The organism is Paenibacillus sp. GCM10028914 (assembly GCF_042666275.1).
Lineage (GTDB): Bacteria > Bacillota > Bacilli > Paenibacillales > Paenibacillaceae > Paenibacillus_AQ.
Genome location: NZ_JBHTFO010000009.1, coordinates 55,963 through 76,236, shown reverse-complemented (window position 1 = coordinate 76,236; position 20,274 = coordinate 55,963). Strand labels below are relative to the sequence as shown.

The following is a 20,274-nucleotide window of genomic DNA, read 5'->3' as shown; positions in this document are numbered from 1 at the left end:
GTTTGGCGTGACATCATGGACATGTGGTTTAGTTACTAACGGGAGGCCGTTTAAGACTTAATCCCAGCAACTATTACCCAGCACTCAATTCAGCATAAAGGAAGTTAGAACATGGACTTTGAAGGTTTACAAAAGGCCGTTTCCTCCGTCGATCTAAGAAGTTGTATCATTAACCAATACGGAACAACTGTTTTTGAATATTACCGGGATCAGCGAGCTAAGGACGAGCCTGCCAAAATTAATTCCTGTACTAAAAGCATTGTTTCTGCACTATTTTGCATCGGTATGGATCGCGGACTTGTTCCGGAAGTGACAACGCCGGCAGCCGACTTTTTTCCTCAGCTTGCGGAGTCCAGCGATAGCCGTAAGCGGGAAATCACATTGGAGCATTTACTGACCATGACGGCTGGCTTCAATTGGACGGAATTTGGTGGGCAAAAGTCCTTTCCCCGGATGACGAGATCGCCGCATTGGGTTGACTTTGTTTTGGAGCAGTCGTTATCCGAAGCACCCGGTACACGCTTCGAGTACAATTCCGGTGTATCACAGATGTTATCAGCGATCTTATGCGAGGTTACCGGTATGACAACTGCCCGGTTCGCTGAGCTGAATTTATTCGGTCCTTTGGGTATCGAAAGTTATGAATGGGAGATCGATCCTCAGGGCGTACATACTGGCGGTTATGGCTTGTGGTTGAAGGCGAGCGACCTAATGAAATTCGGACAGCTTTACCTGCAAAAAGGGCGATGGGGGCAAGAGCAACTCATTTCAGCAGAACGGGTGTGGCAATCTACCCAGCACGGCATCACCGTTGATCCTCCTTGGACCGGCGGGTATGGATGGCATTGGTGGGTCGATACATTCTATTCTACGGATAATGGACAAGATCCTAGCGTATCTTATGAGTACTTTTACGCCCGAGGCTTTGGTGGTCAGTTCGTCTATGTCGTTCCACAACTGGAGACGGTCATCGTGCTGACCGAGGATAAACGTAAAAAAGACCGGCATAAGGTTGATGTATTCCGGGAATGGATTGTCCCGCTGTTATTACCAGAAGCAGCGGAACGCTAAGGGGTTAGAGATCACGCCGATAGAATATGTTGCGGACAGACGATCCGCTATAAAGAGGGTGAAAATACTCCATTTACTATGCTGATATTTAGGTGTAGCGTATATTCTAGGCTATCTTGCAGCTAGGTTAAGTGCACACCATTTGCAATCACTGGGTCTACATAGGGAAATCGGCACATCATGCACGTGATTGTGAGAGAGAATCGACTTGATAACGAAATGTTTTCGTTGTGCGATTCTCTTTTTTTTATGGATTCAAAAGCTAACTGTTCAACGAAAGGAAGTAGATGGGAGGGGCTGTTTCATTATGCTAACCATTGTTAAACCACTCGTAAATGGGCTGGATTCCCCGCTTGGATTGGATGTGCCTTTGCCACGTTTCTCATGGCAATTAGAAAGTGCAAAAGGTGGTAAGGAGTCGGCTGCTTACCGGGTGAAACTATCCACTTCCGAGCAGGGACTCTATCAGGAAGGTAAAGGTCTGTTATGGGATAGTGGAAGGATAATGGGTCCTGAGCTGCACCTTCTATACGGTGGTCCGTCTCTTAAGAGCAATACGCGCTATTGGTGGCAAGTAGGCGTGTGGGATCGAGACGGTAACGGTTATGAAATGAATCCGGCATGGTGGGAGACAGGATTATTTCCCGGTGACTGGCAGGCGCAGTGGATTTGGCGATCGAGCGATATTCAGATCAACGATTATACCTATTTTCGTAAAACATTCGTGCTTTCGGCGCCAGTGGTTCGGGTCAAAGTATATGTGTCCGCCCATCACGTATTTCAGTTGTATGTCAATGGAGAGCGTATTGGCGGGTATGGATCGCCGGCACCTACGGGGTTACCGCAAACCAAGTATTATTTGGCTTACGAGGTCACTTCCTTGTTGTTGCAAGGCGCTAATTGTATCGGCGCAGTTGCTCATTATTTGGGAGGCAGTGGTCAGAATTATGTGAATGGCTTGCCAGGATTTCTGCTGCAGATGCACGTGGAGTATGCTGATGGGACGCAAGAGCTTGTTAACTCGGATCTGACATGGCAATCGCTGCGACTTATTCCGCACCGGATTGGCACCCCCTATCAGCAGAGCCGCCGTCTATCGGGTATAGAGGATTACGATGCGTCGTTATTCGATCCAAGCTGGCTCACATCTGAGTTAGAGTTAGGTGAGGAGCAATGTGCTCCTGTGGTGCTTGCTCATTCAGCTGTTCAGCAGTGGCAACTGAAGTGGCAGCAGATACCAGAGGCAAGGGAGTTTGAGTGCATTCTTCCGGTTGCTACAACAGAGCCGTTCTTGAACGGTGATGAGGAATGGGTGCAGGTATTTGATACGGGGAAAATTATTTCGGGTTGGCCGAAGATCACCTTGCCCGGTATAGCTGGTGTTTCGATACAGCTGCGTTACGCCGAGTCGCTTGATGATCAGGGGAGGGTTGCCCACAACGTATGTAATGAGGATTCATCCAATTATTATGACATATACACGATGCATGGACAGAGCGGCATTGAAACATGGCAGCCTGATTTTAGCTTCAAAGCCTTTCGGTATGTTGAAGTTAACGGATATCCGCAGCCGTTGGTCGAAGGCCAGCTACAGGTAATCGCGGTCAGCACAGACATGGCGAAGACGGGGCATTTTCACTGTTCATCACCGCATATCAACAAGCTGTATGAGGTCAGTCTGCGAACACAGCGCAACAATGTATTGGGCCAGGTGGTTGACTGTCCGCACCGTGAGCAGGCGCAGTATTTAGCCGATACGGATTTGCAGGCGGAGACGCTGCTGTACAATTTTGACGCCTATGGCGTATTGAATAAGACGCTGCAGGATTTCACGGATGGTCAATTGGAGGATGGCACCTTCCCGTTTGTCTATCCGTCGAACTATGAGCATCCCGATTTTTTTATTCAAATTCCCGAATGGGATATGCATTACGCAACTTTGCTCTGGAAGCTCTACTTGTTTAGTGGAGATGAACAGTTACTCCATCGGTATTATGAGCCGATGCGAGTCATGATCGATGCCTATATGTCAGATCTGTCGCCAGAAACGGGCTTAATACCACTTGGCTCTGCCTGGCACATTAGTGATTGGCCTTATCCAACCGTAGAGCATGAGGGCGATCATCTTACCGTACAGCAGATTAAAGCATGGCAGGCACTGCGCATTACAGCAGATGCAGCCGCGCTGCTTGGCAAAAGGGAGGATCAAGAAGCATATACCAGGCAAGCCGCCCGACTGAAGGAAAGTATCCTGAGCCATTTATACGATCCAGCAAGTAAGCTGCTGCATGACAGTTCGGGCTCCAATGCATTCCACCAAGGTGTTAATGCACTCGCATTGTACGCCGGATTATTGCCGGATGAACACCGGGAAGCTGCTGTGAATGCTGTCTCAGAGAAGCCGTGGGAGAGCAAAACCGTGCTGTCATTACCGCTGCTACGACTTTTGTTCGAAGAGGGGCGGCAGGAGCTGGCCTACCATCTGCTTAGTAAAACAGACTACCCCGGTTGGGGGTATATGATCACGCAAGGAGCAGAAACCATGTGGGAAGGATGGGATGACATCGAATCCCACTGCCATGCGTGGAACGGCTATCCGGCCCGTTTGCTTCAGGAATATATTTGCGGTATTCAGTGTAGTGCGCCAGGGTTCGCTTCCGTGCTAATACGACCTTACTTTGCCCTAGATCTGGATTTTGCAGAAGCCGTCGTATCCACGGTAAGAGGACATATCGCTGTACGCTGGGAGCGCGTGTCGAAATCGGTTATCCAGCTTCGAGTGACCATCCCTTGTATGATGAGCGCGGGATTAATGCTAGATGCTTCAACCTCACACCCTATTAGAGTCTTAACCGCTGGCGGAAGGGCCATATGGGGATCGGATTTGGGTCATTCGACAGTAGATGGCATTGTTCGTTGCGATCTAAAGGATGCATCACTTAATCTCGAACTATTGTCCGGGGAATATGAATTTAGGATTCATTATTCCGAATAGATTAAGATTCCATAGAGTCTCCACCTAGGGGTTGCTCCAGAGCAGCCTAAGTGAGGTGGGGACTTTTTTTGCGCGTACCTAGAAGAATATTATTGAAATGAAAATATTGACAATTCAATTACAAATATAGGCTTATCCGTTTACAAATGGCTCCTATAATAACATCATATCAGGATAAATTTTACAATCAGCGCAGGAGAGTTTGGGGGGATGAGCCAGGGTCGCTCAGATCGATTCGCGATAGCTCAAGCATCAGGTTGTACTAATAAATAAGAAGAGAAATTGATTTGAATGCTAAAAAAGAAGGGTGACATGAGCCAATGTTGATGAAGAAGGCGTTAGTAGTTTCGATGGTTACTGCTGTAGTTAGTACTTCTGTTGTGAGCGCAGTATCGGCTGCACCTGCAGCGAAAGCTGCGGCGACAGGGAAAGTTCAGCAGTCCTCATTTAAGATCAACGGCAATACGGTTTCGGTCCGTTCTATCATTAAAAATGGTGAAACGCTCGTATCCGTACGTGATCTGATCACAGCGTTCAGTGCGCAAGCTGATGTACGTAGCGGAACGACAACGATCAAGCTGAATGACCATACGGTGGTCCTCAGATCAAACTCGAAGCAGATCATCATTGATGGTACGGCTTCCAACATGTCACAACCCATGACTAACATCGAAGGCTCAAGCTATGTTGCTGTTCGTCCGCTTATTTCCGGGCTTGGCGGTACGCTGGTTCGGAATGCGGGAGTTATCGAGATCAGCACTATAGAGCTGCTCGAAGGTGCGGAGAATCCTCGCTTCGCAGGAGCGGGCAAGCTGATTGTCTCCAAATCGGGTGAGAACGGAAGAACGGATTATCTGATCGATACAGCTAGCGGCCAATACGATCTGCTGTTGACGACGACCGGCGGCTCTGATCTGGTGGTTGCACCTAGTGGAGATAAAGCGGCGTACTCTTCTGCTGAAGGTGCAGTTTATGTCGTGGATCTGAAGAGCAAAGCCTCTAAGCTGATCACGAACGACAACAGCATTAAGTCGGAGTTCGTATGGTCTACAGACGGAAGCGAGATTTATTTCCTGCAAGGGGATAAGGGATCGGTTATTGCCAAGCTCAGCTTGAGCGATGGGGTGATGACGAAGATCGTTGAGGATAAGGTGGATTACAAGGAGAACCTGAGTGTCTCTCCGGATGGCAAGAAATTTATATACACGGTAACGACACTCGGTACGGTAACGTCTGATGCGACTAATGTTGATGAGGACAATGTATCGATCGACTTCTCTTCGAATCAGACGCAAATTAATGCGTTTAACATTGAAAATTCAACACCAAAAGCGTCGGCGCTTACCTCCACAACGGATGACAAAGTGTTTGTGGTTTCGAACGATGGCTTGAAAGCCTACTATGTAAGCGTGCCTTCTGCGGAAGATAAAGCAACACTCATGTCTGTAGACAGCTCTTCTCAGATGGTCAAAATATTTACAGATCATGATGTGGAGCAAGTCGTTCTCCATCAGAACACGCTGTATGTTCTGGCAGCGCTGGATGATACGAGCAGTGTGATTTATGCCATCGATACGTTGACTGGCAAGCAAACGAAGCTGTACACCGTATCCTCTGATGTATCTTCTATCGTTGTGAATGGATCACAAATCGCGATTGTTAAGAATGATCAGGTTTTTGTGAGCGCAGGTGATTCCTGGAAGTCGGTTACAAAGTAATGGCTTTACTTCTAAAGCGGTAATTTACAGATTCATGATTTTCCAAAATGGAGAGGGGTTTATATACGATGAAAAAATGGATGAAATCCTTAACGGCAATTATGGTGGCCGTATCTTTGGTCGGCGGCGCTTCTTCTGCCGCAGCAGCCAAAAGTAATCTGAAAGGCAACATTGTTATCAACGGTTCCTCCGCACTTCTTCCACTTACACTTCAAGCAGCAAGTGAATTCAAGAAAGACAATCCCAAAGTCAGAGTCTCTGCTTCTGCAGCAGGTTCGATCACGGGACCACAATCGGTCCGTAAAGGAATCGCCGATATCGGTGCAGTAGATTGGGACGCTTCCAAGGATGTACCTGGATTCAAGAAGTTTGATGGTCTGGTAGCGAATCCAGTAGCGGTAACTGTATTTGCCGCTGTAGTGAATCCGAACGTAGGTGTGCAAAGCTTGACGACCAAGCAATTGCAGGACATTTTCTCAGGTAAAGTAACCAACTGGAAAGATGTTGGTGGGGCCAATGCGAATATCGTCGTCGTTAATCGTAAATTCGGTTCCGGAACGCGCGTTAATTTTCAGCAAAAAGCACTGGGTGGCACAGACTTTATGAACAAAGGGGATAACTACAAGGAAGTTGGCTCCAGCGGTGACATGAAGACCACGATCGAAACGACGCCGAATGCAATCGGTTATATCGACCTTCCATATGTGACGAGTAAGATGAAGGCTATTTCAATTAACGGCGTGGCTCCAACAGAGAAAAATGTGCTGAACGGAAGTTACAAGGTATGGGGAATCGGCTACTACATGACGAAAGGTCAACCAACCGGTGCAACCAAAGCGTTCATTGAATACATCCAAAGCAGTAAATTCCAGAACGGTTCACTCAAAAAACTGAAATTCATTCCACTGTCCGCTGTAAAATAAGCTTGATCTTTAACATTCGTATTTCATAAGGAAGAGAAGCTAGCTACAGCGCACGGACGCCAAGCTGGCTTCTCTTTATGAGAGGGTGAACCCATCATGATAAATATGAATTCCGAGGCGAAAAGCGCGACCGCAGCTGAGCTTGGCCACAGAATTGGCACAGCCTCCGGTTCAAAGTTTGATCGTAAAGCACGTCTTAGATGGTCTAACAGCCTGTTTCGCGTACTTTGTATTTCCAGTGCGTTGTTTGTCTGCCTTGTTCTGCTTTGCATTCTGGTTCTGATGCTTCGTACGGGGGTCTTAACCTTCTCCCATGTCTCATTTAAGGAATTCTTTTTCTCCACCAATTGGGATCCTGAAAATGAGCACTACGGTGCACTTACATTCATTCTTGGCACGTTCGCATTAACCAGTCTGACGATGCTGATCTCCATTCCAATCTCTGTGATCATTGCAGTGTTTCTGGCCGAGATGACACCGAAATGGTTACGTAACCTGCTCAGGCCGGTCATGGATCTACTGGTGGGTATTCCCTCGGTGGTTTACGGATTTTTGGGATTGACTATCCTCATTCCGTGGCTTCGAGACATCAGCGGGCATGATCTAGCTGACGGACTGTTAGCCGCGTCGATTGTCCTTACGATTATGGTCTTGCCAACGATCAGCCGAATTAGTGATGATGCCATCGCTGCCGTTCCTAATAAATACCGTGATGCGGCTTATGCACTTGGTGCGAATCGCTTTCAGACGGTTATCCGTGTGGTGCTGCCTGCAGCTAAAGGTGGAATCATGTATGCAGTCATACTGGGTATGGCCCGGGCCATAGGTGAGACCATGGCTGTTGTGATGGTCATCGGGAATACGGCCCAATTGCCGAACAGTCTATTCACCCCGACGGCTGTACTGACGAGTAACATCGTAATGCAGATTTCGAGCGTTGAATTCGATTCTACCTGGAATTACGGATTGTATATGATGGGCTTTATCCTGCTGGCGATCTCGCTTCTCATGATCGTCGGAGTCAGAATGCTTCAGAAGAAAGGGGGACGTTATTTATGAGGTTGAAAGAGCCAGTAGATTCCATCCCCTCCTATTATTTTGGGAAACGCAGAGGTACATCTGTTGTTCTGGACCGGTTGTTTACCGGGCTTGTATGGGGTGTTGGTATTATCGTCATTTTATTTATCCTCGGGCTGTTATTTCTCTTGCTTGAAAAGGGACTTCCGAAGCTGAGCTGGGACTTTCTTTACGGATTGCCAAGCGAGATTGAGGAGGGGGGCGGCATTGGACCTGCTTTGTTCAATTCCTTCTACGTGCTGATCATCTCTCTCATTGTCTCCATTCCGATTGGGATGGCCGCCGGTATTTATTTGGCTGAGTTCGCTCCGAATAATAAATTAATCGAGGTCGTTCGGATCTGCGTAGAGGGCTTGTCCTCAGTTCCGTCTATCATCTTCGGTTTGTTCGGGATTGCGCTGTTTGTTGAGTTCTTCGAAATTGGACTAACAATTCTTGGCGCGGCCATCAGCTTGGCCTTTCTGAACCTGCCCGTGTTAACACGCGTGACGGAGGAATCGATTCGTGCTGTTCCTGAAGAGCTCCGCAATGCTTCCTTTGCCCTCGGTGCAACGCACCTACAGACGATTCGCCGTGTACTGTTGCCTGTTGCGATGAGTGGGATTATGACCGGTATCTGTCTAACAGCAGGCAGAGCATTCGGTGAGAGTGCAGTCATTATTCTGACTGCTGGTGTATCCACTTCGGGCGAAATGTGGGACTTCAATCTCTTCTCGCCGGGCGGAACGCTCGCGGTTCACCTATGGTACGTCCAGTCGGAAGCGATTGTGCCGGATGCCCAGGACATTGCCCAGAAGACAACCGCGGTACTCATCTTTGTAGCATTGCTCATTAACATCGTGTTCCGTGTCCCGCTTTGGCTGAATTCACGGAAGAATAAAGCGTAATCGTAGATTTCTACCTTGGAGGGAAAAGCCATGCAAGCATTAATTGAAATGAATAAGCTTAACTTATTTTACGGTGAGTTTCATGCGCTTAAGAACGTTTCATTTCATATTCCGCAGCGTGCGATTACTGCATTTATCGGTCCGTCGGGATGTGGGAAATCCACGCTCCTGCGGACGCTTAATCGGATGAACGACCGGATACCTGGAACGCGGATTGAAGGTAAAGTGGCTATTGGCGGAACCGATATTTATGCCGATGAGGTTCATATTGAATCCCTCCGCAAAAAAATCGGAATGGTATTTCAACAGCCGAATCCCTTTCCGAAGTCGATATATGATAATGTGGCTTTTGGACCGAGACAGCATGGTATTCGCAGCAAGAAGATGCTCGATGAGATCGTGGAGACGAGCCTTCGTTCCGCGGTGCTTTGGGATGAGGTAAAGGATAATCTGAAACGTCCAGCGTTAAGTCTCTCTGGAGGACAGCAGCAGCGGCTGTGCATTGCACGGGCGCTAGCGGTCGAGCCGGACATCTTACTCATGGATGAAGCAACTTCAGCGCTTGATCCGGTCTCCACCTTCAAGATTGAGGAGCTGACGCATGAGCTGAAGGAACGCTATACGATTGTGATGGTCACGCACAATATGCAGCAGGCAGCTAGGGTATCGCAGCAGACGGTTTTTTTCCTAAATGGAGAAGTGGTGGAGTGTGCAGCTACTCAGGAGCTGTTCTCTACACCTCGCGATTCGCGAACGCAGGATTATATAAGCGGTCGATTTGGCTGATCCCCTATATAAAAGATGCCCCAGTCAACTTACTTGACCGGGGCATCATAATTGGTTTCATTTAGACAGAATGAACACTTGAAGCAGCTTCAAGCCGGACGATCTTTTTCATGAGCTTTTTCAGCATAACAGAGGCTTTGACCTTAAGTGGAAGGCTATCAGAGACTCGAAGTTCGTAGGCTTCCTGAAGGATCGCCGCCTTAAGATCCGCAGCGGATTCACATGGAGTGGCAAGCTCGTTATAGACACTTCCGTATTGGAGGCACTGGTGGGTATCACTGCCTGCAGTAACCGGCTTGCCAAGATCGGCTGCGAATTGCTTGACCTTCTCAAGGTTATTCTCACAACCGTACTGGTACATATCCTTGGCATTGAGGTCAAATGCATCAAGGCGTGTCAGCTGACTGCGTTCCAGATGATAGAGCGGGGTGCTTTCGCGGAAAGGATGTGCTCCAATCTTGAGCAGCGGCAGTTCCTCAGCCAAATCCATCAAGTCATCGAAGGCAATGAAGGCGCCTTTCTCTGTATAGTTATCCAATTGACGGCGAGCCTTCAGGATGTGCTCCTTCTGTCCAATCAGCAGGATATGACCTGTCTCTTGAATATCGACTTCCATGCCGGGAAAGATCTTCAATCCGTCAGCATCGTAGTATTCGCCGTTGTATGGAAACATCCGGTCAAGCTGCTCGTAGACCTCGTAGAAATTCCGCGTGTTGAAGTGCTCGGTCAATGCGAGTGCATTCAGACCGTTATCTTTCGCTTCCTGAATCATTTCTTCATAATAGGCCGGTGTGAAATCCGAAGCTTTAGACAATTTAGCGTGGGTATGCAGATCAATTTTCATAGGTGAACACTCCTCGTATTATAGTGAAATGGGGTATCTGGAACTGAGTGATGTAACAGGCTAGATACTTTGGCAGCTTACCCAATCCAGAATAGTAATGCGGTATAGCATGCTGTTCCGGACAGGAATACAATATCCCGAGTGGTGATGCGAAGATGGGACAGCTTCAGCTTCTTGGAAGTCGGGTTGCTCATGCCAAAGGAGAAGCCGCGAGTCTCCAATGCTTCCACTGTAGTACGGGAACGCTTCGCCGTTGCCAGCATGAGCGGGAAGAAGGAGAGCACCAGCAGCTTAATATAATAGATGGCCATACGAGAGTACAGGAAACCGGGACGCTCAGGTGCTTTACCTCTCAGCCTATGGGACAGCAGGACGTTGCGGAATTCTTCAAACAGCACGGGAAGAATCCGGTATCCGTACGATAAGCTGAAAGAGAAAGCGGCGGGCATACCGAGTGCAAGCAGACCATCGCTGATCTTCTCGGGGTCCATACCGGAGAAGACGGTAATGCTTGCCAAAGATACGACCGACAACTTCAGCGTCAGCTTCAGCAGTGGCAATGCTGAACTGATATCTCCGCCGAAGAAGAGGGAAATAATGAACAACCATCCGACCTGTCCAATGAGCCCGAGACATAACACGAAAATAATAAACGGGGTGACTCGTGACAGGATCGTCGTGATCACCATCATAAGGAATAAACCGGCTAGCACGGTAATACTCGAAATAAACCAGGGCACGATGGCGAAGAACAGATACCAGATAAGCATCGCTCGCGGGTCCAATCTGGAGAGAGAGGCATGACCGCTGCCATAAGCTGTATTCATCAGCTCAAGCTGGATCCGTTCGATTGTAATTTTGTTAACCCAGTTGCGGACAAGCTGCATCGTGAAGATTCTCCTTTCTTGTAAGCATTCCGTAAATCTGCTGGGCAAAGCTTGCTGGGGAACTGCTTGATGAGATGAGCCCCATTCTTGCAGATAACTCCATCATCTGTGTCGGTGCGAGTCCTGCTCTTTGGATCAGGTCCGTATTCGAGAAAATTTCATCCACTGTTCCATCTCCGGCTACAGAGCCCTCATTCATGACGATAACCCGGGTTGCCCATTGGTGGACAAGCTGCATGTCATGGGTGGCAATAATGACGGTGCGTACATGCTCCTCAAGTTCCTGAAGCGTACCAAGCAGTTCTTCACGGGTGGCCAGATCGAGATTGGCGGTTGGTTCATCGAGTAGAATCACTTTAGGCATAATGGCTGCTCCAATCGCTAGAGATACGCGGCGCTGTTGACCACCGCTAAGGAGCCGGGCATCACGATCCTTTAAGGGTTCGAGCCGGAAATTGTTAAGCATTTGATTGGTTTTGGCTTCAGCATCCGGATAACGGCGTCTTTTCAGGCAGTAGGCGACTTCTTTATAGACATTGTCTTCGATGAACATATCCTCGGGATTCTGAAAGACAAATGCAACGTTTGAAGAGAGTTGTTCGATCGACAAATCCTTTGTCAACTTCCCCATAATCGTGACTGAACCATCTGAAGGTTTGGCGATGCCGGCAATCAGCTTGAGTAGAGAGGATTTCCCCGCACCGTTATTGCCTACAAGCGCAATGCGCTCTCCTTCATATAAGTTCAGATTAATGCCCCGAAGCACTTCATGCTGCGCTTTGCGAATCGTTCGATAGCTTAATCGGGTCTGGCTAAACTGGATTACTGGTGTAGCTTTATGGCTTACACCTGGTGCAGCATCCAAACTCGCTCTGTCCCACACAGGATGGATTGTCTCCAACTTCGTAGGACGTAACTCTAATTCGTACGATCTAGCTTCTGGGTGGGTTATAGAATTGACTGCATATGTTTGTAAAAGTTCACTAAAGTACATTTTCGCAGCGTCAGCAGTAATGGGATAAGGTAACATCGTCTTCACTTCCAGCTGAGTAGCAGGAGTGCGTTCAGGATGCTTCGCCAGCGCTGCGGACAAATGCACGGCTGCTTTGGTTACCTCAGGCGGCTGAATACCAAGGCGCTCCAGATCATCGATACTGTTTAGAGCTTCCACAACGGGACGCTTCCACAGCACCTTTCCCTTCTCCATCAAGCAGACTTCTTTGCAATAATCAGCGATAAATTCGGTGTGGTGCTCTATGACAATAATTGTCTTGCCATACACTTGATTCAGCTGGCGCAGCACTTCGTACACTTGGCGCGCATGCTGAGGATCGAGCTGGGAGACGGGCTCATCTACGACCAGAATATCCGGCTCAAGCGAAAGCGCTCCTGCCAAGGCGAGAAGATGCTTCTGTCCGCCACTCAATTCCCATATATAGCGGTCCTTTAGATGGGAAAGTCCACACATTTCGAGTGACCGTAAACCCATGTTCCGATAATCGGCCAGTCCGTAATTGAGCGGGGCAAACAAGGCTTCATCCAGCACAGTCGGACGTACGAGCTGATTTTCGAAATCCTGATATACATAACCGACCTTTCGGGATAGCTCCGAGACGCTATGGTCTTCAGTGGACAGTCCGCAAATCTCGACCTTGCCTGCATAATCCCCTGAATAATAATGAGGAATCAAACCGTTAAACAATTTGCATAAGGTGGACTTGCCGCATCCATTCCCACCAATAATGGCGGTGAAGCTGCCGCGCTGAATGGTCAGGGAAGATCCATTCAGCACAGATTGCTCCGAACCTGGATAAACGAAGGATACATCGGAAATTTTTACAACAAAGCCGTCATCTGTAGGTTGAGGTTGTTTATGCATGAGGCAGACTTCCTGACGTATTCTCTTTATTTATGCTGCGGTTTCTTTTCGAACGCATGAGCAGCAAGACGGCAATGGCTACAACAGCTGCAACAGCAATGCTGATCCAGATCGCACTCACTCCGTAACGGTCTGCAAATCCGCTATCCCATTCACCGATATTCCAATCCGTCTCGGATAAGGATTCTGCTCCGAATGCGACGATTGCTAGAACGATTCCTATAATGATCAGCTTAGGGGAGATAATACCGGCCGCTTCGTATTTGGTAAGTTTTTGACGTGGTTTGATCCCGAGCAGAGGCTCGATTTTTCCATACAATCTTGGAACCAGATATAATGTAGGCAACAGGGCAAACAGAATTCCGGAGAATAAGACATCATTCAGGAATCCAACACCTTCTACAAGCACAACGCTTTGTGCCAGACCAGGTACAGCTTCAAATTCCTCGACACCAATCCATACCTTACCGATATCAACCAGCGAGCTGCAGAGCTGATGAATAATAACACCTGTCATGGCAGCAATTCCGACCTGTGCGCGGTTCTTCGGATCTTTTACGATCCGGCCAGCGACATACATGGCGAAGGAGAAGGTCAGAAATTTCTCGAGTTCTCCCAATCCACCGAATTGACCGAGCATAAGCTCACCGAAGATGATCTCACCAAGAGCCGCTCCTACAGCCGCATAGAATGGATGGAACAACATGCAGAGGGTGAGTGGGATAAACGCGAAGTATTCAACAGATAACTCAATTGGTCCGAGCTTTAATGAAGGGATTAGTTCTGTAAACATGTTAGACAAGCCATACAGAGACATGGATAGAACGAAAATCATCATTTTTTGTGAAGAAGTGAGGGTATACACCCTTGAATTACGAACCATGAAGATTAGCCTCCTTGAAATGGATTAGTTGCTCTTAGTATAGGAGGGGATTGTTAAAACTAACGGATAATTATGTCAACGGAGTGTAATATTTTTTACATAAATTTAACCATGAAATAAAACTTACATAATAATCACGAATTAAGATAGACACAATCGATACTCGCAAAAAGGAGTGCAGCATACGTGATAAATTGGTTCCCCGTTAAATCTGAACTTTCACCAAGTCAGCTCAAAATCGCTGATTTTATCGAGCGTTGTCCTGAAGAGGTGCTGTTTATGACGGAACAGGAAATTGCAGATCGGCTAAGTGTAAGCATTGCAACGGTATCAAGATTCTGGCGGGCGATAGGTTATGATAATGCGAAGGCATTTAAGCTGTCGCTTCGAGAGTCAACAGACACAACGCCTGCAGTAAAATTAGAGAAGACGATGTCCCAGATGGATGCTCACAGCTTGCCATATAAAATGCTGGAGCAGGCGAAGCAGCATTTACAAGCTACGATGGAGAAGACGGAGCCGGGTGAGCTAGAGCAGGCCGCTATGCTGATGGCCGGGGCAAGAAGAGTCTATATATATGCGCCAGGTCCGTCACTTTCGCTAGGAGACCTGCTCGCTTATCGTTTGTCGCGGTTTGGTATGTCGATTCGAATTATGGCGGGAAGCGGTCATGAGCTATTAGAATCCCTGGCGCATTTGGAGCAGGAGGATGCCGTGCTAATCTTCAGCTTTACCCGGATGCTGCCTGAGACGGAGGTTATCCTAGACTGCGTGAGTCGTACCGGGTGTTCTGCTATTATGGTCACCGACCGGGAGGATTTCCGGTATGGAACGTCTGCTCAAGTATCTTTCTATGTCAGCCGAGGTGATATGGGCGAATTTCATTCCATGGTTACACCTCTTCTGTTAATCGAGCAGCTCATTTTAAGTATTGGGATTTTGAACAAAGAGAAGGTTATCGATAGATTGGATCATCTGGGTGTTCTGCGGAAGAGATATGCGGATAAATTGCCACGGGGAAAGGCATAGAGGCTGCCGGAGATGTGAGCAAGACAAGTCGCCCAGAGCACAAACGAACGATTTTTCTATGTGTTATAAGGAGTTTCGATCCGTAACAGGCTTTGCTGATCATCAGTGAGGCCTATTTTTATTTAATTTAGTCTCCTATATTTCACCAAATTATGCTGGTTTATGATGTTTTCCGTTATAATAGAGGTTGATTTAATACTGCGTTTAACAATCTGCACTCGAAATGACAATGAAGGTGGTTTGTGAGGAAAATGCATCTAACTTCCATTTATCACGTATTATGTGTTATGCCTTGAGTGTTGTGGAATCGCTGTACTAACAATTGGATTCATGTATCGAATTAGTGGGGGAGGTGTATGTTTTGGATGGCTCGAAAGCCGTGAAGCTCGTCTTACTTGTTGCTGGGGTGGTACTGATTAATATTATTATGTTGTCACCAGGGTTCCTGGGTTTAGAAATCGGAGGGGAAAGTGCTCTTCAGACAGCTTCCGGTGTAACGATATTATTTATCAGTTTTCTAGTGCTGCTGTACGGCAGTTATGTTCTATTGTTTAAACGTCCCGTCCTTGCTCCTGTAAGGGATATGAGAACACGTGAGGATTATATAGCTGCACTTCATCAATATCGGAATGTGAAAGTACTAAAGGATGATATTGCGCTTGCCTTGGATCAGTTAGATCGAATCGACAAGAAGAAGCTTACCCTGCTAAATGTCCTTCAACAGCGATTTGAACAAACAGAGCTTAGTTACAAGAAGTTTTACGCTGTCATTGCCCAGGTCGAGAAGCTGTTCTATCTCAATATTAACGGGGTTCTGAATAAACTGGGGGTCTTCAGTGCATCCGATTTTTCGAGCATGGCGAGTCAGCAACGATCCAGGCAGCGTACTACGCAGCGTTCAACCAATGTAATGCAAAAAAAGACAGCACTATATGAGGAGTATTTGTCCCATGTAACGGGGTACCTCGATTCGAATGAAGAAATACTGCTCAAGTTAGACCAGTTATTGTTAGAGATTTCTTTATTAGGCAGTACCGATTATAAAGATGTTGATGAAATGCCATGTATGAAAGAGATAGACCAATTGATTCAGCAGACCAAATTTTATAAGCAGTGAGAGGGGGATGGACATGCGGAGTAAAGGCAAAGCCTTTTTTGTCTTAGCTGCGATTGCAGTAGTTGTTTTTATTCTTGTATATGCAGGGATCAACTTAACGTCCAATTTAGGTAAAACCAAGACCGAGATAAGCACGGAAGATGCAGCGAAAAAGCTGAATAAAGCGTATGGCAACATCACGATATCAACGGCTGAGCCGGTGAAGGGACAAATAGATCTTGATCCTGTAGAGGTTGGAGATTCACTGCCGGATATCTCAAAATATCCGATTTCTGTGGAGAATACGACAGATAGCTTCGTTGAGATATTCTCTTCCCCGGAGAAAGCAGGGCCAGGTATAGATGGATGGCTAAATGAAGTGGCAGAAGAATTCAATAAGGCAAATATGGTGGTGAATGGGAAGCCGATTTCTGTAAAAATCCGCAATATTGCCTCTGGGACAGCTAAAGATTACATAATTTCCGGTAAATATGTGCCGGATGCCTTTACACCTTCCAATGAGTTGTGGGGGGAAATGGTGAAGGAGAGCGGAGTGAACATAGAGCTTGTATCCAAGCGTCTTACCGGTAATGTAACCGGTGTGGTCACCAGAAAGGCGAAATTTGATGAGCTCGTCAACAAATATGGTTCCTTGAATCTCAAGACACTGACGGACGCGATCGCCGCGAATGAGCTGGCCATGGGTTATACCGATCCTTTTGCAAGCTCGACGGGTCTGAACTTTCTCGTAACTGCGCTTCAGACTTTTGATAGCAGCGACATGCTTGGAGAAAAGGCAGTCCAAGGATTTGAGAAATTCCAGGCCAATGTTCCTTTCATTGCTTCAACCACGATACAGATGCGTGAGGCGGCTAAATCAGGGGCGCTAGATGCTTTTGTACTGGAGTATCAGACTTTTGTGAACGCAGCGGATTTCAAAGGGTATGTTTTCACTCCTTTTGGCGTAAGGCATGACAGTCCGCTGTATGCTGTTGGGAATGTGATTCAGGAAAAAGCTGATATTATTAAGAAATTTGCAGAGTTTGTTGAGCAGGACAAATACCAGAGCTTGGCTGAGAAAAAGGGCTTTAATGCTCTTAATGACTACCAGCCGGAAATGGATACGATTGAGAGCAGTCTCTTGCCTTCGGCACAGAAGCTGTGGAAGGAGAAGAAAGACGGCAACAAACCGGTTACGGCTGTGTTTGTAGCTGATGTATCAGGAAGTATGGATGGCGAGCCTTTGAACCGTTTGAAGGAGTCGTTATTAACAGGGCAAAAATATTTGGGCAGAGATAATAGCATTGGTTTTGTATCCTATTCCGATAGTGTGACAATCAATCTACCGATAGGTAAGTACGATACGAATCAGCAGTCCATGTTTGTTGGTGCAATTAACAGCCTTCAGTCTGGCGGAGGGACAGCTACATTTGATGGTATTGTTGTAGCTTTGAAAATGCTTCAAGACGAAATGGCGTTAAATCCGGATGTGAAGCCTTTAATCTTTGTGCTAAGTGATGGTGAAACGAATAAGGGGCACTCACTTGATGATATTAGGGGATTAATTGAGGCATACAAAATTCCGGTGTACACCATTGGTTATAACGCGGATATTAAGGCACTTGAGAGCATTTCTAGTATCAATGAGGCAGCTAGTATCAACGCAGATACAGACGACGTTGTCTACAAGATCGGCCAATTGCTTAACGTTCAAATGTAACTTGAACTTGAGTTGAATTGTAATTCACTAAACACTTTAGGAGGGGTCGCGGTGTCATTTACAATGGAGGTCATTAATGAAGAAAAGCTCAAGTCGGTCATCGAAGAACAAGTGAAGCCTGAACCAGAGGAAGTTACTCAACTGAAACAACTTGCATCTAACAATGTACAGACAATCCTTGAGCTCGACATCGATTCATTAGAGAAACGAAAACAGGTTTTGCAATCAATTGATAGTTTTGGCATGAATACGATGAGGTCTTCCTCAGAGAAAAACTCCCTCTTGCAAGTATCTGTAGGCAATTTGTCCAAAACAGGGGATGAAGGCGGTCAGGTTGCAAAGGGGTTAACGGAGTTACAGCTTCAATTGAAGGATTTAGATCCAAGTGTTGTGGATTTTGCTAAAAGTGGATTCTTGGGCAAGTTCTTTAACCCGCTGCGCAGTTACTTCGCCAAATACCAGAAGGCTGATGCGGTCATTTCGGACATCATTATATCCTTAGATAAAGGAAAAACCGTATTAAGGAATGACAATACTACATTAGAGTTTGAACAGCAGACGCTTCGGGATCTGACCAAGAAACTTCAAAAGGAAATCCAGCTTGGGATGTTAATGGACTCAGAGATCGAAACTCAGATTGAAGCTGCCAAATTGCGTCAGGAATCAGAGGACAAGATACGGTTCATAACAGAAGAGGTCTTATTCCCGCTGCGCCAGCGTGTGATGGACTTGCAGCAAATGCTGGTTGTGAATCAGCAAGGAATTATGGCAATTGAGGTTGTCATCAGAAATAACAAAGAGTTAATTCGGGGTGTAGATCGGGCGAGAAATGTGACCGTATCAGCGCTGAAAATCTCGGTTACGGTTGCAAGTGCTCTTTATAATCAACGAATCGTGCTGAAAAAGATTGAGCTGCTCAATCAAACAACAGACAATCTGATAAGCGGCACTTCAAGAATGCTGAAAGATCAGGGGGCCGCAATCCATAAGCAATCGCTCGAAACAAGTATATCTGTAGATACACTAAAGCAAGCTTTCACCGATGTATTATCTGCGCTGGATTCGATCAGCACATATAAACAGGAAGCACTTCCTAAAATGCGCGAAACGATTGTTCAGTTTAGAGAACTAGCGGATAATGGGGAACAACAAATACTGCGGTTGGAGAAAGGGCAGAAGCTGGGATTATAAGATGACAGAGGGACACCCCAATTGGGGTGTCCCTTTCAAAATTCAACGCCTGATATTCTCAGGCTTGTTAAAGTAATCTTCAACTAGCCTTACTCGTAACATCTAGCGGACAGAGAATCCGCTATTTACTGAAATGAACCGATAATGGAAACTAAGCGGCCACAGAATCCGTTATTTACTCCATACACGTATATATTCACTTTTTTATAAGTAATAACGGATCTTCTGTCCGCTCATATGCACAAAATGATAAAAACAGAGCAAATAGCGGAATGTCAGTCCGCAAGAGATAAGTAGCAAGTAACTAGCAAGTAACAAGTAACAAGCAACCCCATTATATTTACATTCAAATGTTCATACGAGAGAGGGCAAGATTCTTACGATACTGGCTTGGACTGATGCCTTCCGCCCGCCTAAAGGCGCGGCTTAACTGACTCTGATCCTCATAACCAATTCTTTCGGCAATTTCCCTAAGGCTCAGTGTGTTGTTCAGCAGCATCTGCTTCGCATAATCGATCCTGCTTCGTCTCACAAATTCCATAGGCGCCGTCCCTAATGTCTCCAAGAATAGATGACTTAACTGACTGACACTGATATGGACATGGTCGGCAAGCTCCTGCAAATGAAGTGGCTGTTCCAGGCGTTCACGCACATAATCGCACACTTTCATCACCCGGTGGTCAAAGCGGAGCGGTTCGTCGGGAAGCATATGACGGAGGGTGGTCAGCCACTGTTGTACCCACCTGTAGATAAGCCCTTGTAGTCCGCAGTAGTGTATGGGGATATCGGTATGAAGCAAATAGGTATTCATCCCCTCGTCACCTTGCTGTGACGCCTTTTCCCCAACAAGCTCACCAAAATGATCAAATTCCTCGATGAGCATTTTCCATTCATAAATCCACTTTTCTAGCTTATCAGACGGATTTACACTCACTAAGGTAGGTAGTCCATATAAGGAGACGAGATCCATATTGCTGATCTTCAGGTCCGCGCAAAAGGATAGGTAGTGAATGCGGTCTTCTGAGCCTTGGGGGATCAGTTCAAATTGTGTATTGGGAGGACACATAATTAAATCTCCCCGAGTCGCGATATATTGTTCGCCATTGATCTCGACGAGAAGCTCGCCATCCAGGACAAGCCATATCAATGTATAGGGCACCCGCATCCGGCTAACATAGAAGCTAGCCTGCTTGTTCATATTACGTATCCAGTGAACACGTATGTATAAATAATCGATATGAAATGATTCACCTAGAACAAACACGTAATAGAGCCCCTTTCATAGGTA

Annotated in this window: 16 protein-coding genes; 11 read left to right on the top strand and 5 right to left on the bottom strand. The window is 46.7% G+C overall.

All coding sequences use genetic code 11. The features are described from left to right. Positions 1–111: 111 nt before the first annotated feature. The 7 genes from ACFQV5_RS08980 to pstB all read left to right on the top strand — a co-directional run bounded on the left by ACFQV5_RS08980 (position 112) and on the right by pstB (position 9,457). Positions 112–1,071: a serine hydrolase domain-containing protein gene (locus ACFQV5_RS08980; RefSeq protein ID WP_379245822.1), complete on the top strand. Its 960-nt coding sequence runs from the start codon at positions 112–114 to the stop codon at positions 1,069–1,071. Positions 1,072–1,378: 307 nt separating this feature from the next. Then, positions 1,379–4,066: a family 78 glycoside hydrolase catalytic domain gene (locus tag ACFQV5_RS08975; RefSeq protein WP_379245820.1), complete on the top strand. Its 2,688-nt coding sequence runs from the start codon at positions 1,379–1,381 to the stop codon at positions 4,064–4,066. A 320-nt stretch (positions 4,067–4,386) separates the two neighbouring features. Next, complete coding sequence (locus tag ACFQV5_RS08970) at positions 4,387–5,784, top strand: stalk domain-containing protein (protein ID WP_379245818.1); 1,398 nt, start codon at positions 4,387–4,389, stop codon at positions 5,782–5,784. A gap of 68 nt (positions 5,785–5,852) precedes the next feature. Next, a complete protein-coding gene (locus ACFQV5_RS08965; protein WP_379245816.1) occupies positions 5,853–6,707 on the top strand; it encodes a phosphate ABC transporter substrate-binding protein in 855 nt (284 codons plus the stop codon). A 105-nt stretch (positions 6,708–6,812) separates the two neighbouring features. Then, a complete protein-coding gene (pstC, locus tag ACFQV5_RS08960) occupies positions 6,813–7,766 on the top strand; it encodes a phosphate ABC transporter permease subunit PstC (RefSeq protein ID WP_379246193.1) in 954 nt (317 codons plus the stop codon). Beyond that, positions 7,763–8,671: a phosphate ABC transporter permease PstA gene (pstA, locus tag ACFQV5_RS08955; RefSeq protein ID WP_379245814.1), complete on the top strand. Its 909-nt coding sequence runs from the start codon at positions 7,763–7,765 to the stop codon at positions 8,669–8,671. Before pstC ends, pstA begins: the two co-directional genes overlap by 4 nt. A 30-nt stretch (positions 8,672–8,701) precedes the next feature. After that, a complete protein-coding gene (gene pstB, locus ACFQV5_RS08950; RefSeq protein ID WP_379245812.1) occupies positions 8,702–9,457 on the top strand; it encodes a phosphate ABC transporter ATP-binding protein PstB in 756 nt (251 codons plus the stop codon). A gap of 61 nt (positions 9,458–9,518) precedes the next feature. Here pstB and ACFQV5_RS08945 read toward each other — a convergent pair whose 3' ends face one another. From ACFQV5_RS08945 to ACFQV5_RS08930, 4 genes are all read right to left on the bottom strand, one after another. Further along, complete coding sequence (locus tag ACFQV5_RS08945; protein ID WP_379245810.1) at positions 9,519–10,301, bottom strand: PHP domain-containing protein; 783 nt, start codon at positions 10,299–10,301, stop codon at positions 9,519–9,521. 77 nt (positions 10,302–10,378) lie between these two features. Next, positions 10,379–11,188 (bottom strand): energy-coupling factor transporter transmembrane component T family protein, encoded by an 810-nt coding sequence (locus tag ACFQV5_RS08940; protein WP_379245808.1) that lies wholly within the window; start codon positions 11,186–11,188, stop codon positions 10,379–10,381. Then, on the bottom strand, positions 11,163–13,067 hold the full coding sequence (locus ACFQV5_RS08935; RefSeq protein ID WP_379245806.1) for an ABC transporter ATP-binding protein: 1,905 nt from the start codon (positions 13,065–13,067) through the stop codon (positions 11,163–11,165). The genes ACFQV5_RS08940 and ACFQV5_RS08935 overlap by 26 nt, the downstream gene beginning before the upstream one ends. Continuing rightward, a complete protein-coding gene (locus ACFQV5_RS08930) occupies positions 13,060–13,950 on the bottom strand; it encodes a DUF8171 family membrane protein (protein WP_379245804.1) in 891 nt (296 codons plus the stop codon). Before ACFQV5_RS08930 ends, ACFQV5_RS08935 begins: the two co-directional genes overlap by 8 nt. 186 nt (positions 13,951–14,136) lie before the next feature. Here ACFQV5_RS08930 and ACFQV5_RS08925 point away from each other — a divergent pair, with 186 nt between their 5' ends. The 4 genes from ACFQV5_RS08925 to ACFQV5_RS08910 all read left to right on the top strand — a co-directional run bounded on the left by ACFQV5_RS08925 (position 14,137) and on the right by ACFQV5_RS08910 (position 18,986). Further along, a complete protein-coding gene (locus ACFQV5_RS08925) occupies positions 14,137–14,979 on the top strand; it encodes a MurR/RpiR family transcriptional regulator (RefSeq protein WP_379245802.1) in 843 nt (280 codons plus the stop codon). A 361-nt stretch (positions 14,980–15,340) separates the two neighbouring features. Continuing rightward, entirely contained in the window at positions 15,341–16,096 is a 756-nt protein-coding gene (locus ACFQV5_RS08920) for a hypothetical protein (RefSeq protein WP_379245800.1), read from the top strand. 13 nt (positions 16,097–16,109) lie between these two features. Further along, positions 16,110–17,795, top strand: coding sequence for a vWA domain-containing protein (locus ACFQV5_RS08915; RefSeq protein WP_379245798.1), 1,686 nt, complete (start codon positions 16,110–16,112; stop codon positions 17,793–17,795). 51 nt (positions 17,796–17,846) lie between these two features. Beyond that, complete coding sequence (locus ACFQV5_RS08910; protein ID WP_379245796.1) at positions 17,847–18,986, top strand: toxic anion resistance protein; 1,140 nt, start codon at positions 17,847–17,849, stop codon at positions 18,984–18,986. Positions 18,987–19,332: 346 nt separating this feature from the next. Here ACFQV5_RS08910 and ACFQV5_RS08905 read toward each other — a convergent pair whose 3' ends face one another. Then, complete coding sequence (locus ACFQV5_RS08905; RefSeq protein WP_379245794.1) at positions 19,333–20,250, bottom strand: helix-turn-helix domain-containing protein; 918 nt, start codon at positions 20,248–20,250, stop codon at positions 19,333–19,335. Between the last annotated feature and the right edge of the window lie 24 nt (positions 20,251–20,274).